The sequence below is a fragment of the Pseudarthrobacter sp. KH_020_B genome (assembly GCF_057840185.1).
The window spans coordinates 948,095-962,616 of record NZ_CM174506.1; the positions used below are offsets into that span (position 1 = coordinate 948,095).

General features: G+C 66.7%; 12 protein-coding genes and 2 riboswitches. Of the genes, 11 read left to right on the forward strand and 1 reads right to left on the reverse strand.

Going from position 1 to position 14,522, the window contains the following annotated elements:
* The first annotated feature begins 16 nt into the window (after positions 1-16).
* A complete protein-coding gene (locus AC3IT0_RS04540) occupies positions 17-1,351 on the forward strand; it encodes an MFS transporter (protein WP_489322594.1) in 1,335 nt (444 codons plus the stop codon).
* 102 nt (positions 1,352-1,453) lie between these two features.
* Here AC3IT0_RS04540 and serC read toward each other — a convergent pair whose 3' ends face one another.
* Positions 1,454-2,584 (reverse strand): phosphoserine transaminase, encoded by a 1,131-nt coding sequence (serC, locus tag AC3IT0_RS04545; RefSeq protein ID WP_489322595.1) that lies wholly within the window; start codon positions 2,582-2,584, stop codon positions 1,454-1,456.
* Positions 2,585-2,861: 277 nt separating this feature from the next.
* On the opposite strand from serC, the gene AC3IT0_RS04550 reads away from it, so the two are divergent.
* From AC3IT0_RS04550 to AC3IT0_RS04595, 10 genes are all read left to right on the forward strand, one after another.
* On the forward strand, positions 2,862-3,557 hold the full coding sequence (locus AC3IT0_RS04550; RefSeq protein ID WP_489322596.1) for an iron-dependent transcriptional repressor DtxR: 696 nt from the start codon (positions 2,862-2,864) through the stop codon (positions 3,555-3,557).
* Between the two features lie 175 nt (positions 3,558-3,732).
* Positions 3,733-3,952: riboswitch (cyclic di-AMP (ydaO/yuaA leader) on the forward strand.
* A 3-nt stretch (positions 3,953-3,955) separates the two neighbouring features.
* The gene (locus tag AC3IT0_RS04555; RefSeq protein WP_489322597.1) at positions 3,956-4,780 is read left to right on the forward strand and encodes a M23 family metallopeptidase; all 825 of its coding nucleotides are present in this window, start codon (positions 3,956-3,958) and stop codon (positions 4,778-4,780) included.
* A gap of 149 nt (positions 4,781-4,929) precedes the next feature.
* Positions 4,930-5,093, forward strand: a riboswitch (cyclic di-AMP (ydaO/yuaA leader).
* Between the two features lie 70 nt (positions 5,094-5,163).
* The gene (locus AC3IT0_RS04560) at positions 5,164-5,838 is read left to right on the forward strand and encodes a C40 family peptidase (protein WP_489322598.1); all 675 of its coding nucleotides are present in this window, start codon (positions 5,164-5,166) and stop codon (positions 5,836-5,838) included.
* Between the two features lie 171 nt (positions 5,839-6,009).
* Positions 6,010-6,756, forward strand: a complete 747-nt coding sequence (locus tag AC3IT0_RS04565) for an NlpC/P60 family protein (RefSeq protein WP_489322599.1) — start codon at positions 6,010-6,012, stop codon at positions 6,754-6,756.
* 236 nt (positions 6,757-6,992) lie between these two features.
* Positions 6,993-7,493, forward strand: a complete 501-nt coding sequence (locus AC3IT0_RS04570; protein ID WP_104062827.1) for an HNH endonuclease — start codon at positions 6,993-6,995, stop codon at positions 7,491-7,493.
* Positions 7,494-7,565: 72 nt separating this feature from the next.
* Complete coding sequence (gene mobA / locus AC3IT0_RS04575) at positions 7,566-8,291, forward strand: molybdenum cofactor guanylyltransferase (protein WP_489322600.1); 726 nt, start codon at positions 7,566-7,568, stop codon at positions 8,289-8,291.
* Entirely contained in the window at positions 8,288-8,581 is a 294-nt protein-coding gene (locus AC3IT0_RS04580; RefSeq protein WP_489322601.1) for a DUF6457 domain-containing protein, read from the forward strand. Before mobA ends, AC3IT0_RS04580 begins: the two co-directional genes overlap by 4 nt.
* On the forward strand, positions 8,547-9,983 hold the full coding sequence (locus AC3IT0_RS04585; RefSeq protein WP_489322602.1) for a molybdopterin molybdotransferase MoeA: 1,437 nt from the start codon (positions 8,547-8,549) through the stop codon (positions 9,981-9,983). The genes AC3IT0_RS04580 and AC3IT0_RS04585 overlap by 35 nt, the downstream gene beginning before the upstream one ends.
* A 126-nt stretch (positions 9,984-10,109) precedes the next feature.
* Positions 10,110-11,057: a formate dehydrogenase accessory sulfurtransferase FdhD gene (fdhD, locus tag AC3IT0_RS04590; protein WP_489322603.1), complete on the forward strand. Its 948-nt coding sequence runs from the start codon at positions 10,110-10,112 to the stop codon at positions 11,055-11,057.
* Positions 11,058-11,197: 140 nt separating this feature from the next.
* Positions 11,198-14,233 (forward strand): alpha-mannosidase, encoded by a 3,036-nt coding sequence (locus AC3IT0_RS04595; RefSeq protein WP_489322604.1) that lies wholly within the window; start codon positions 11,198-11,200, stop codon positions 14,231-14,233.
* Positions 14,234-14,522 lie beyond the last annotated feature (289 nt).

Sequence of the window (14,522 nt, forward strand, 5' to 3'; positions counted from 1 at the left end):
ACGAAGGCCGGAACTGATGTCCACCTTCAAATCCCTGCACATCCTCAACTACCGGATCTGGTTCCTCGGCGCGCTGGTTTCCAACATCGGAACCTGGATGCAGCGGACGGCCCAGGACTGGCTGGTGTTTGACCACCTCACCGATCACGACGCCGGGGCCATGGGCATCACCATGGCACTGCAGCTGGGGCCACAGCTGTTCCTCGCACCGGTGGCCGGCCTCGTGGCGGACCGGTACAGCCGCCGGCAGCTGCTCATCATCACGCAGTCGATGATGGCCCTCCTGAGCACCGGCCTGGGCGTCCTGGTGGTGCTCGGCGCCGGCCAGCTGTGGCACGTTTACGGCTTCGCCCTGCTGCTGGGCATGGTCTCAGCCCTCGATGCCCCGGTGCGGCAGACCTTCGTATCGGAACTCGTGCGGGACGACTACCTGCCCAACGCTGTGGCCCTGAACAGTGCCTCCTTCAACGTCGCCCGGATGATCGGGCCCGCCGTGGCCGGCGTCCTCACCGTGGCGGTCGGTCCCGGCTGGGTGTTCCTGATCAACACCTGCACCTTCCTGGCCATGCTCCTGAGCCTGTGGAAGATTCCGACGGCGTCCTTGCGGCAGCTTCCGCGCGCGGCGCCGGGCAAGGGCCGGATCCGGGAGGGGCTGCGCTATGTGCGGTTCCGGCCGGACATTGTGGTGGTCCTCGTGGCCGTGTTCATCGTGGGAACACTCGGGCTCAATTTCGTGCTGTTCATCGCCGCGATGGTGGGCACGGAATTCGGGCTGGACGCCAGCGCCTTCGGGCTGATGAATTCCATCATGGCCATCGGTTCCGTGGCAGGCGCGCTGCTCTCCGCCGGCCGCGGTAAGCCCCGGTTGCGGATGATCTTCGGCGCGGCGGCCGCCTTTGGCGTGACCTCGGGACTGGCCGCGCTTGCCCCGGACTACTTCTGGTTCGGCGTCGCGCTGGTGCCGGTGGGCCTGTTCGCGATCACCATGATGACCAGTGCCAACGGCTACGTCCAGACCACCACCGATCCCGTCATGCGGGGCAGGGTCATGGCCCTGTACATGGCCATCTTCATGGGCGGCACACCCATCGGCGCCCCACTTGTGGGATGGGTGGCCAACGTCGCCGGCCCCCGGTGGTCACTTGCCGTGGCGGCAGCCTCCGGGATCATCGCCGCCGTGATCGGAATGATCTGGATCATCCGCGCCCAGCAGCTCCGGCTCACCTTCAACCGGCGCGCCCGCGGCCTGCGGTACTTCGGTGTGGTCTCCCACCTGGGCGTCCAGCAACCGGGGGACAACGCAAACGGCGCCGCCCGGGACGAAAACCCGGACGACGCCGTCGGACGCTGACAACTGGCGTCACCACAAACCTGGCGCCACCACAAAACAGCGCGAACGGACACTTGGGGCCCCGGTTCCTGGGCCTCAAGTGTCCGTTCGCGCCCGGGGGAGCTACTTGCGCAGTTCGCCCACCACGTAGTCGATGCTTGCCAGCAGCGCGGAGACGTCAGCCGGCTCGATGGCCACAAACGTGGCGATCCGGAGCTGGTTGCGGCCCAGCTTGCGGTACGGCTCGGTGTCCACGATGCCGTTGGAGCGCAGCACCTTGGCGATCGCGGCAGCATCGATCGAGTCGTCGAAGTCGATGGTGGCGATGACGTTGGACCGGTCCTCCGCCTTGGCCACAAACGGGGTGGCGTACTCGGAGGCCTCGGCCCAGGAATAGATCCGGCCGGCGGAGTCAGCGGTGCGCTTGCTGGCGAAGTCGAGCCCGCCGTTGCTGTTCAGCCACTGGACCTGGTTGTCGAGGGTCACCAGGGTGGAGAGCGACGGCGTGTTGTACGTCTGGTTCAGCCTGGAGTTATCGATGGCGGTCTGGAGGTCCAGGAAGTCCGGGATCCAACGGCCGCTGGCCTTGACCCGGGCGGCGCGTTCCACCGCGGCGGGGGAGAAGAGGCCCAGCCACAGGCCGCCGTCGGACGCGAAGTTCTTCTGCGGGGCGAAGTAGTAGACATCGGCTTCGGAGACGTCCACGTCCAGGCCGCCGGCCGCTGAGGTGGCGTCCACCAGGACCAGGGAACCGGCGTCGGCTCCCACAACGCGCTTGACCGGAGCTGCGACACCGGTGGAGGTTTCGTTCTGCGGCCAGGCGTAGACGTCCACGCCGGCCTCGGCGGCGGATACCGGGCGCGTGCCGGGCTCGGACTTGATGATGGAGGAGGCGTCCAGGAACGGGGCCTTGTTGGTGGCTGAGGCGAACTTGGAGCCGAACTCGCCGAACGACAGGTGCTGGGCCTTCTTCTCCACCAGGCCGAAGCTGGCGACGTCCCAGAAAGCGGTGGAGCCGCCGACGCCGAGGACCACTTCATAGCCCTCGGGGGCCCGGAAGAACTGGCTGAGGCCGTCACGGACGGAGCCTACGAGGTTCTTGACCGGAGCCTGGCGGTGGGAGGTGCCCAGGATGGTCCTGGACGCCGCCGAGAGTGCTTCGAGCTGCTCCGGCCGGACCTTGGACGGTCCTGCGCCGAACCGTCCATCCTTTGGCAGGAGTTCGGCAGGAATAGTGATGCTGGTTTCGCTCACGGGGGCTCCAATTTCGGCATGGACGTGGCTCACGTCCGGACGGTGGGGTGGCCGGTAGTCGGCGGTGACTGCATAAGGACCTCCTTTATTCTGCCCGAACCCTCGATTGGGCGGGAACCGGCGCCGTCATAAGTCCGGCCAATGAGACCATTTGTCCCCGCCCGGGGATTATCCAGACAAATTCAAAATAGGCTAAGCTTTTTAGCGGACCTCGCCGCTGCGCGGGACGCGATACGGTGGGACAACGCAAGGTACTGCGCTCGAGGAGCTGAGCTGGATGACGGATCTGATCGATACTACGGAGATGTATCTTCGGACCATTTTGGAGCTTGAAGAAGAGAACATCGTTGCTCTTCGCGCACGCATCGCCGAACGGCTGAGGCATTCCGGGCCCACGGTGTCCCAAACCATCGGCCGGATGGAACGCGACGGACTGGTGGTGGTCTCCGGAGACCGTCACCTGGAGCTGACCGAAGCCGGACGGAAACGCGCCACGGAAGTGATGCGCAAGCACCGGTTGGCGGAACGGCTTCTGGCGGATGTGATTGGCCTGGACTGGGCCTACGTCCACGATGAAGCGTGCCGCTGGGAACACGTGATGAGTGAACGCGTTGAGCAGCGCATCTACGAATTGCTCAACCATCCCACCGAGTCCCCGTACGGCAACCCCATTCCCGGGCTGGCCGCCCTGGGCGGACCCGCGCCTGCGCTCCCTGACGCTGGTGTGATTAATCTCCTTGATGCGATGCAGGGCTACGGGCCGGCGTCGAGCGTGACAGTCAGCCGGCTGGCTGAGCCCATCCAGGTGGAACCTGAGCTGCTGGTCCAGCTGGACGAAGGCGGGATCAGGCCCGGTGCCTCGGTGTCCCTGGAGCGCGTGGGGGAGTACATTTCGGTGCGGGTTCCGGGAATAGAAGGGGCGCTCGAGCTGCCCCCGGAAGTGGCATCCCACGTCTTTGTGTCCGTCCGCTGACGGGGGCGGCAGTCTCCCGCTAACAGGACGGCGGCCCCCTTGTGGTGCCGCGCCGTAGCGCAGTGACGCCAGTTCCGCAAAGATAACGGAATTGTTACTGTCCAAGTTAATCACCTATAGTTGCAACTCAGCGTCGATACAAAAGCGTTACCTGATCCGGAGCCGAGCTCTGCCAGCGGATCAGGTGCACGAGTCACCAACTGGCAGAGGCGGGGGAACCACAACCGGCAGTCGCAAGACTGCCTTGGGGTGAAGTCCGTCAGCAGCAAGCCTCTTCCAGCGAAGGATCCTCACGGGATATCTCTGCGCCAAAGTGCTTGTTACGGCGGACCGGGTCTTTGAACTCTCTGACCCGAATCCGACAGCTAACTTCGCAGGCTATCCAGAGAGGAACATTCTTGACCACGCAATACTCCAGGGGCCGCCGTCGCGCGGTGGGTCCCGCTTCGGCGCCCAGAGTGGCCGAGGATTTCACCGCGGAGAGGCCCCGCGACCCACAGCGGGAAGCACGCCGCCGCCGGGGACCATTCCGGCAGATGACGGATTTCGCCGCCGCCAGTGGCCTCGGCCAGAAGGCGGGCATCGCTTTGGCAGCCACAGGCCTGGCACTCACCGTGACGGTTCCTGTGACCGGCCCCGTGATGGCCACGCCGGCACCCGGCCAGCCGGCGTCAGCCGTTTCCGCTGCTCCGCAGCCCGAAGTTACTGCCGAAGCCGCCGCCCAAATTGATTTCAGCCGCTCGTCCGTGGTTACCCAGGGTGATCCCGACGGCAAGCTGAAGCAGCTGCTGAGCGCCCAGTCCGCGGGATCCATTACCCGCGCCGCCTCTGCCGGAAGCCTCGGCTCGCCGCTGGCCCAGCTGGCTACGGCCTCACCCTTCGGATTCCGGATCAGCCCCATCACCGGCGGTTCCGGCGACTTCCACCGTGGCCAGGACTTCATGGCACAGTGCGGAACCTCTGTCCTGGCTGCTGCCAGCGGCACCGTGACCTTCGTGGGCTGGCACCAGTACGGCGGCGGCAACCGCGTGGTGGTGGATCACGGCAATGGCCTTGAAACCACGTACAACCACCTCTCCTCCGCCAGCGTCAGGGTAGGCCAGACGGTCAGCCGCGGCGACGTCGTAGCCCTCAGCGGCACCACGGGCGCTTCCACGGGCTGCCACCTCCACTTCGAGGTCCAGATCAACGGCGAAGTCGTTGACCCCACCGGCTGGCTCTGATTCAAAATGATGGCAAACTCTCAAATCGCAGCGACATGCCGTGACCTGAATGTGACATTGGCTCGGAACTCCTGTAACGTCTAAAGCGCGTCAACTTTTCCGAAGTTGACGTTCTTGAGTGGATTGCCTAGCTCTGCCACCGCTCAAGGTCCGTTCGCATGACATCGTCTGGCAGGGGCGGGGGAACCAATTTTGGTCTTCGAATTTTGAAGGCCTTGGGGTTAAGTCGCAAAGCTTCCACCGTGAAGCAGCGCGGCCGGGTGACTCCCATCCGAATCCGACAGCTCACCTCGCAGGCATTGGGAGAGGCTACCTTCGTGTCTTCACGCCATACTTCTGCGCGTCACCGCGCACAACCGGTTCGCACTAACCCCTTGGGCTCCGTGTCCAAGGCCGTCAGTGCCAACGCCGGGACCGTAGGTCGCCAGGCTGCTGTTATCGCAGCTGCATCAGGTCTGATCCTGAGCATGGGGCTTCCGGCCAACGCCGCGGACACCACCGCCGGCGTATCCGCCTCCAGCGAGTCCGGTTCCGCGCAGACGGCACTTGCCGTAACTGCCGCGCCCACGGCTACTGTTTCCTTCGAACGCCCCGTTATCAAGACGACGCCGGCGCCGAAGGTTGAGACGGTCCGTGCGCAGTCCACGGCCTCCGAAACCGGGGCCCAGGGTGCTGCCGCAACCGAGGCCGCGGCCTCCAAGCTCGCGGACACTGTCTCCTCCGCTGCCGCTTCGGGTCTGGCAGCACTTGCCTACACCGGTATCGGCCACCCCTACCTCTGGGGCGGCACCACTCCCAATGGCTGGGACTGCTCCGGCTTCACCCAGTGGGTCTACGCCCAGGCCGGCATCAGCATTCCCCGCACCAATGCCTGGACCGCCATGCGGCCCACCGCCACACCGGCTCCCGGTGACCTGGTCATGCAGAATGGCGGCGCACACGTTGGCATCTACGTCGGCAACGGCATGATGATCAGCGCACTGAACCCGTCCCAGGGCACGCTGCTCCACTCCGTGGCATCCACGGGCGGCGGATCGTTCTTCACGATGGCCCCGTAGTTTCCTCCAATCCAGCAGTTCCGCAGCCCTGTGCTGCCGGAACCGTTTCTTCGCGAGAAACTCTTCGCTAAATCCCCGTTCGGGGCGTGCCGGCGTACCCCCAAGATGCCGGCGCGTCCAAAGCCCTTGGGCTGCCCACGCGGTCCTGAGGAAAACGAAAGAGAGAAATTAATGACTACACGCGCAACTGTTGCACGGCACCGCGCCGAGGTCGCCAAGACCAACTCGCTGGCTGTCATTGCCAAGGCTGTCGGCGACAACGCCGGCGGCGTGGGCCGTCAGGCAGCGGTTATCGCTGCTGCTTCCGGCCTTGTCCTGACCAGTGGTATCGCTGCGAACGCTGACACCGGCGTCCAGCGTGAAGCTGCTTCCGCTTCGAACCTTGAGGTTGAGGTTTCCGCCCCCGCCATCATTTCGGCTGCTTCCACTATTGCCATCTCCTACGAGAAGCCCGCCGTGACCACCACGCCGGCTCCGGTTGAGGCTCCCGCACCTGTTGTTGAAGCTCCGGCTCCGGCTCCGGCTCCGGCCAAGGCCGCTGCCACCGTCAACGTAGCGGCGGCCGCTCCGAAGGCGCCGGTTGCTGCCAGCGGCAAGGGCCAGGCCATCCTGTCCGCCGCGTACGCCCAGCTGGGTGTTATGCAGGACTGCACCATGCTGGTAACCAACGCCCTGGCCGCCGTGGGCATCAACTACCACGGCTGGCCTGCAGGCTACCTGTCCCTGGGACAGACCGTGAGCGCCGCCGAGGCCCAGCCCGGCGACCTGATCTACTACGCCGACGGCGGCGCGGGCGTGGCCCACATTGCCGTATACGCCGGCAACGGCCAGGCAGTGCACGGCGGCTACAACGGCAACCAGACCGTTGTCTTCAGCGCCAACGTTGGCTCAGGACCGGTCTTCATCCGCGTGTCCTAGCAGCTGACTCAGCCTTCGAAGGACCCTCGCCTCACGGCGGGGGTCCTTTGCTGTCTGCGGGCTTTTTGCACGGATCCGGACGGCTGCCTGGCCCGACACGTGACCGCGGCCACGTCCGGGATTAGTTGATCCCGGGATTCTTTGTTTACTCTTGTGGTGTCGATCCATAGCCCGGATATGCCGGGGGCAGCCGGCCCTCGTGCCCCTGACGGGTGCGGCCACAAAGAGGTACGTGCATGCGCACTCTCGTTCTGAATGCTGGATATGAACCGCTGGCGGTAGTCACCTTCCGCCGGGCGCTGGTGCTTGTGCTCACGGGCAAGGCCAGTGTCATTGCCGAGGGCGATGATCCTGTGGTGGGACCGCAGGAGATTCTGGGCCGGCCGTCAGTGATTCTCCTGAACCGCTACATCCGCCCCAGATACAACCAGGGGACCGCAGTCAGCCGCCGCGGAGTCCTGCGGCGGGACGGTCACCGGTGCGCGTATTGCGGCAAAGGTGCCCACACGATCGACCATGTGCAGCCCAAATCACGTGGCGGCGCCGACTCCTGGGAGAATCTGGTGGCCGCGTGCCTCCGGTGCAACAACACCAAGGGCGACCACACGCCGGCTGAAATGGGCTGGAAGCTCAGGTTTGTCCCGGAACCACCGCATGGCACCATCTGGCAGATCAAGGAACTTGAGAAGCCCACGCCGGCCTGGGATCCCTTCCTGCTGCCGGAACGGGCCGCCTGACCGGGCCGTCTGACCGGCCGCCTGAAGTCCAGCCCCGCGCGGTATTCGAGCCCGCGCGGTTAAGCTAGGAGGGTGGACGCTGACCCCCTCGACTTCGATGCCGTCATCCTCGCCGGCGGCCGTTCGTCGCGGCTCGGTGGTGTGCCCAAGCAGAGTCTGATGTACGACGGCGACTCCCTGTTGCGCCGCTCCGCCACCGCTGCCGGGGGAGCCCGGGCCGCCGTCGTGGTTGGTCCGGAGGCCGGGAAAGTGCCTACTGGGGAAGTCCCTGCCGGGTTTCTCCGCTGCCGCGAAGAACCGCCGTTTGGCGGTCCGGCGGCCGCCATCGCGGCCGGGCTCGCAGCCCTGGCCGCTGCGGGCGGCAACCGCCCCGGTCTGACGCTGGTGCTGGCCTGCGACATGCCCAACGTGGGGCAGGCGGTGGCGGCGCTGAAGGCTGCGTTGCGCTCAGGAGGCCCCGCCGCCGGGAAACACTCCGCCGGAACGCCGGCAGGCTTGGAGTCGGACGGCGTGGTGGCGGTCTCGGACGATGGCCGCCGCCAGCCACTGGTCGGTTTTTATAGCACGGCCGCGCTACAACGTTCCGTGGCGGAACTGGAAAGCACAGGACGCTTAATCAACGGTTCGGTGAGGGCACTCCTTGCTAGTCTGGACGTGCAGCTTGTCGCCGTTCCGGCCGGCTCCACGGCCGACGTGGACACCTGGGACGATGCCGCCGCACTTGGAGTAGCCGGCCCGGATCCCCTAGCCGGGCTCCGGGGCAACACCGCCGCAGATGAATTGGGAGGCAGAGCGTGAAAAGCCAGGACGAGACGCTGGAAGAGTGGTGCAGGGCCTTGCTCCAGGCGTATGAACTGGAGGACGTCCAGATCGACGTCAACACCATCCTGTCGCTGGCCGGCGTGGCAGCCCACTCAGTGGTTCGCCCGGCCGCCCCGCTCACCACCTTTATTGCCGGTTTCGCCGCCGGCCTGGCCGCGGGATCGGGACAGGCCACTAACGCCGCTGCCATGACCGCCGCCATGGACCGTGCCCGCACCCTTGCCGCAGACTATGACGCGGAATCCGCCGGAACCCCCGTCGAATGACTCCCGTTCAGTGACCGCCGCTCCCGGCGACGCATCCGAAAACCCCCAGCAGGAGACAGCCCCGGCAAAGCACCTTGCCCACACCTGGGACGAGGCTCGCAAAGCCGCCTTTGACATCGCAACGCCGATTCCGCCGGGCCGGGTTCCCCTGGGCCAGACCCTGGGCAGGGTCCTGGCCGAGGACATCACCGCGCTGCACGACATGCCGCACTATGCGTCGTCTGCGATGGACGGCTGGGCCGTCAACGGCAGCGGCCCGTGGATCGTGGCGGAGGCTGGCCAGCGGCTGGCACCGCACCAGGCCAGTCCCATTGTCACCGGCGGACTGATCCCGCCCGGCGCCAAAGCGGTCCTGCGCAGCGAAAGCGCCGTGCTTGGAACGGACGACGACGGCCTGCCGCTGCTGATGACCGGCGGCACCGCCCGCCCCGGCGAACCCGGGAACGGGCAGCATATCCGCAAGGCGGGGGAGGAAGCTGAAGCGGGGGAGGTGCTGGTCAAGGCCGGCGTAACACTGAACCCGGCCCACCTGGCGGTCGCGGCCCTGGCCGGTCATGATGACCTGCTGGTCCAGGGCAAGCCGGTGGTCAAACTCCTGCTGACCGGCTCCGAAGTTGTGGCCCAGGGGTTGCCGGTCCCCGGACAGGTCCGGGACACCTTCGGCCCGCAGCTCGCGGCCGTTGTGGAAATGCTCGGCGGCATCGACGGCGGCCAGGAACGGATCGGCGACTCCTATGCGGAGTGGCTCGACGGCCTGGCCGACCTCCCGCCCGAGGTGCCGGACCCCTCCGCGCTGCCGGCCGACGTCGTAATCACCACCGGCGGCACCGGCCGCTCGGACACCGACCACCTCCGCCGAGCGGTGGCGGAACTGGGTGGCCGGCTGGTGATCGATGGCATCGCCATGCGCCCCGGCCACCCGGCTGTCCTGGCCGAGCTCCCCGACGGGCGCTTTGTCCTTGGCCTCCCCGGGAACCCCCTGGCCGCCATGATGGCATTGTCCACGGTGGGCGAACCGCTGCTGGCCGCGCTGGGCCACGGCACCATGCCGCCGGTGCAGGAGGTCCCGTGCGGCACCACGCTCGAACCGGAGCCGGGCCGGACCAGGCTGATGCCCTTCCGCCTGCTGTACGGGATGGCCTCACCGGCCAAGCACACGGGGCCCGGGATGATGCGCGGGCTGGCGTCGGCGCACGGGGTGATGGTTGTTCCGCCGCATGGCGTGCAGCTGGGCGAACCCGTCCCGGCGTTCGCCTTGCCGTGGGGGCCGCCGGTGCCCATGCCTGAGCAGCCGGGTACCAAGCCCAAGGGCCGGCCCGCCGCCAAGGCAGCGACCCGGGCGGCAGGCAAGGATGCTTCGAAGCCCGCCGGCCCGGTGGACTGGAGTGCCCTGCTGGGGTAGGCGCCGTGCTGCGGGGTCACAGACTCCGCAGGCCCGCCCGTGGTGCGATGATGGACTTATGAACAGTCCCAACCGGCAGGTCCGGAACGTCCACGGGGTCCTGCGAAACAGTCGGGCAGGCGGCTGATGGGGCGGGTGACCCAGCGCCGCAAGGTGCACAAATACGTCCTGGATGGCTCGGCGAATGCCCTTGAGTTCCCGGTGCGCCACCGCGAAGACGTCCTGGCTGTCGAAGAGCCGCTGGAAATCCGGATCGGCGCGCTGTCGTTTTCAGTGACCATGCGGACGCCCGGGGACGACTTTGACCTGGTGGCCGGCTTCCTGGTGTCCGAGGGGATCATCTGGGCTCCCGAGCAGCTGGTTTCACTGCGGTTCTGCGCCGGCGAGGACGAAAACGGCGTCCAGACCTTCAATGTGGTGGAAGCCCAGCTGCGGCCCGACGTCGAACTCCCGGCGAAGGGACGGAACGTCTTCACTTCAAGTTCCTGCGGTATCTGCGGCACGGACTCGATCGAGGCAGTGCGCAAGTCCTCCCATTTCAGCCCGGCGGCGGATCCGTTGACCGTACCGGCCGACGTTTTGGCTTCCCTGCCCGGGCGGCTCCGCGAAGCCCAGGACGTATTTGACGTCACCGGCGGAGTGCACGCCGCGGGCCTCTTCCGCATAACGGACGACGGCGGCGTGCAGCTCTTGTGCCTCCGCGAGGATGTGGGACGCCACAACGCCGTGGACAAGGTGGTGGGCTGGGCACTGCGGGAGCGGTTGCTTCCGCTGACCGGGCTGGTCCTTCAGGTCTCGGGCCGCGCGTCGTTTGAACTCGTCCAGAAAGCAGCATTGGCGGGCATTCCCGTGCTGGCGGCGGTGAGCGCGCCGTCGAGCCTGGCAGTGGAGCTGGCGGAGGCCAGCGGCATGACCCTGGCAGGTTTCAGCCGGGGCACCAGCCTGAATATCTACGCCGGGCAGGGCAGGATCACGCTGCCCGCGGCACCGGTTCCCGCGCCGGTTGCCGTGCAGGTTCCCGCGCCGGTTCTTGGGGAGGCCACGGCGGAGGAATGCGCGAAAGTGCCGGGATAAAAACGGCGCGAGCACCTTCGGGTGAAGATTTCCGGTGACGCTTGGCTATTGAGCTACTAGCCGGTAGATTTTATCCATCGATTGGACGCGTTTGGTCCGGATTCGAGTACTCCAGTTTCAAGCACCTAAGAGGGTTTACATTGCATGACGACCGCCGGATCACCGAAGTCCGCCTGGACCGGTTTGTCCGCGAGCGGATCATTCCCGCCGTTTACGCCCGCACCGTTCCCCTGAACCTGAGCAGCTGGGATGCGCCCGGCGAACCTGTGTCCGTGATGGAAGCCTTGCGGAATAACTTCGCGCCGCAGGAACACGGTGCTGCCTGGGGCCGCCCGTGGGGAACCAAGTGGCTGCGCCTGCAGGGCGATGTCCCGGAGGCGTGGGGCACCGGCCCTGACACCGCGGTGGAAATCGTGGTGGATCTCGGCTTCATCAACGAAGCCCCGGGCTTCCAGTGCGAGGGAATCGCCTGGCGCCCCGACGGCACCATCATCAAGGCCATTTCGCCCCGGAACCAGTACATTCCCCTGAAGCTCCTGGGCAGCGGCATGTCCGTCGACTTTTACGTTGAAGCGGCCGCCAACCCGGACATGGCGCAGGGCTGGACCTTCGCCGCCACACCGTACGGGGACAAGGCAACGGCAGGCACGGCACCGCAATACCGGCTGGGCAGGATCGCCATCGCCGAACTCAACCAGACGGTCTGGGAACTCCAGCAGGACATCTGGACGCTCGCCGGGCTGATGCACGAACTGCCCCCGGAGCAGCCGCGGCGCCATGAGATCCTCCGCGCGCTGGAGCGCATGATGGACCAGATGGATCCCGACGACGTCCCCGGCACCGCCGCAGCCGGGCGGGCAGCCCTGGCCGAGGTCCTGTCCAGGCCCGCCTACGCTTCCGCTCACCAGTTGGTGGCTACCGGCCACGCCCACATCGATTCCGCGTGGCTCTGGCCGGTGCGCGAAACCATCCGCAAATGTGCGCGGACGTTCTCCAACGTGGTGGCGCTTATGGATGAGGATCCGGGCTTTGTGTTCTCCTGCTCGTCAGCCCAGCAGCTGGCCTGGATGAAGGAGTACTACCCGGAGCTTTTCGGCCGGATCCGGGAGAAGGTCAAGGCCGGGCAGTTCGTCCCGGTGGGCGGGATGTGGGTCGAGTCGGACACCAACATGCCCGGCGGTGAGGCCATGGCCCGGCAGTTCATTGAGGGCAAGGGCTTCTTCCTCGACGAGTTCGGCGTCGAATGCCGCGAAGCCTGGCTTCCGGATTCCTTCGGCTACTCCGCGGCCCTGCCACAGATCGTCAAGGCGGCAGGCAGCCGCTGGTTCCTCACGCAGAAGATCTCGTGGAACCAGGTCAACCGCATGCCGCACCACACCTTCAACTGGGAAGGCATCGACGGCACCCGGCTGTTCACGCACTTCCCGCCCGTGGACACCTACAACGCCGAGCTCAGCGGACGCGAGCTGGCGCACGCCGAGCGGAACTTCCGCGACCACGGCCGCGGCAACACCTCGCTCGTCCCGTTCGGCTACGGCGACGGCGGCGGCGGGCCCACGCGTGAAATGCTGGCGGCCGCCAGCCGCACCGCAGACCTCGAAGGGTCGCCCAAAGTCCGCGTGGGTTCCGCCGAGAGTTTCTTCACCCACGCAGAGGACGAGTATTCCTCCCTGCCCGTCTGGGTGGGGGAGTTGTACCTGGAACTCCACCGCGGCACGTACACCAGCCAGGCCCAGACCAAACGCGGCAACCGGCGCAGCGAACACCTGCTCCGCGAGGCCGAACTCTGGTGTGCCACCGCTGCTGTCCGCAGCGCCGGCTCCTTCGAGTACCCGGCGGCCGAGCTGAAGCGGCTCTGGCGGCTGGTGCTCCTGCAGCAGTTCCACGACATCCTGCCCGGCAGCGCCATCGCCTGGGTCCACCAGGACGCGGAACGTAACTACGCCGCCATCAGCGCCAGCCTCGAAACCCTCATTGGGCAGGCAGCGGCCGCACTCCTCGGTGACGGTTCGCGGACCTTCCTGCTCAACGCCGCACCGCATGCGCGCAACGGTGTTCCGGCCTTGGCTGCCGCAGAGCTTTCGCCGGCGGGCCAGCCGGTCCAGGCGACCGCCGTGGACGGCGGATATGTGCTGGACAACGGCATCATCCGGGCAGTCCTGGACGCCGATGGCCTGATTGCTTCCCTCACCGACTACGCCACCGGACGCGAAGCCATCGCGTCCGGAGCACGCGGCAACCTGCTGGAACTGCACCGGGACACCCCCAACGAGTGGGACGCCTGGGACATCGATGAGTTCTACCGCCGCAACGTCACCGCCCTCACGGCGGCGCAGGCCATCCGGCTGGAGCACGCCGGAACCAGCGCCGTTGTGGTGGTGGAAAGGATCGCTGGCTCGTCGCCGCTCACCCAGCGGATCACGCTGGATGCCGGCAGCGGCTCCCTCACCATCACCACGGCCGTGGAGTGGCAGGAGAGCGAGAAACTGCTCAAGCTGGGCTTCCCGCTGGACGTCAGGGCGGACCGCTCCGCCTCGGAGACCCAGTTCGGGCATGTCTTCCGTCCCACCCACGTCAACACCTCGTGGGAGGCCGCCAAGTTCGAGATCTGCGCGCACCGCTGGATCCACGTGGCCGAGCCCGGCTACGGCGTCGCGATTTCCAATGCGGCCACCTACGGGCACGATGTCACCAGGAGCGTGCGGGATTCCGACGGCGGGACCACCACGGTGGTGCGCCTGTCCCTGTTGCGGGCGCCGAAGTTCCCGGACCCGACGGCGGACCGGGGCCATCAGGAACTGACCGTGACCATCCGCCCCGGCGCCGGGATCGCCGAAGCTGTGGAGGAGGGGTACCGCATCAACCTTGCACCCCGACTGGTGCAGGGCGCCCGCGGTGTGGAGCCGCTGTTCGCCGTGGACAACCCGGCCCTGGTCATCGAGGCGGTCAAGCTTGCCGAAGACGGCTCGGGTGATGTTGTGGTCCGCCTTTATGAGTCCCTGGGGCAGCGGTCCGCCGGCGTGCTCACGGCCAACTTCCCGGTCACGGCCGTCCAGGCCACGGACCTGCTGGAGCGGGCCATCGAAGCGCCGGGCGTCAACACTGCCGCAGCAGAGCAGTCGGTGGAGCTGTCGCTGCGCCCGTTCCAGCTGGTGACCCTGAGGTTCGCGCTGTAACACCCTGTTCCACCGGGATCCGGTTACTACTCATGGGTTACTACTCATCGATTGCTCCGTAACGGCCGTTTTGCGGGCCCAAAAGGGCCTGGGCCCACGCCGGCAGGGTTCCCTGGCCGAGCTTGCGAGGCGAGGGTGCCGGTGGGGAGCAATCGATGGTGGTTGGTGGGACTTGGCCGTTAAATGGCTGAGTGGGGGCGGTCCCCAACGGCCCGCCACCACTCATCCCCCCAAAGAATGCAAAGACTCAACAGGCCGGCGTCCAAGAATCTATCCCCGTTCGCAAACG

Excerpts from the sequence above, each read along its gene's own strand:
- AC3IT0_RS04540 (WP_489322594.1), top strand. The coding sequence starts at position 17 with ATGTCCACCTTCAAATCCCTGCACATCCTCAACTACCGGATCTGGTTC.
- fdhD (WP_489322603.1), top strand. The coding sequence starts at position 10,110 with ATGGGGCGGGTGACCCAGCGCCGCAAGGTGCACAAATACGTCCTGGAT.
- AC3IT0_RS04565 (WP_489322599.1), top strand. The coding sequence starts at position 6,010 with ATGACTACACGCGCAACTGTTGCACGGCACCGCGCCGAGGTCGCCAAG.
- AC3IT0_RS04570 (WP_104062827.1), top strand. The coding sequence starts at position 6,993 with ATGCGCACTCTCGTTCTGAATGCTGGATATGAACCGCTGGCGGTAGTC.
- AC3IT0_RS04550 (WP_489322596.1), top strand. The coding sequence starts at position 2,862 with ATGACGGATCTGATCGATACTACGGAGATGTATCTTCGGACCATTTTG.
- AC3IT0_RS04585 (WP_489322602.1), top strand. The coding sequence starts at position 8,547 with ATGACGCGGAATCCGCCGGAACCCCCGTCGAATGACTCCCGTTCAGTG.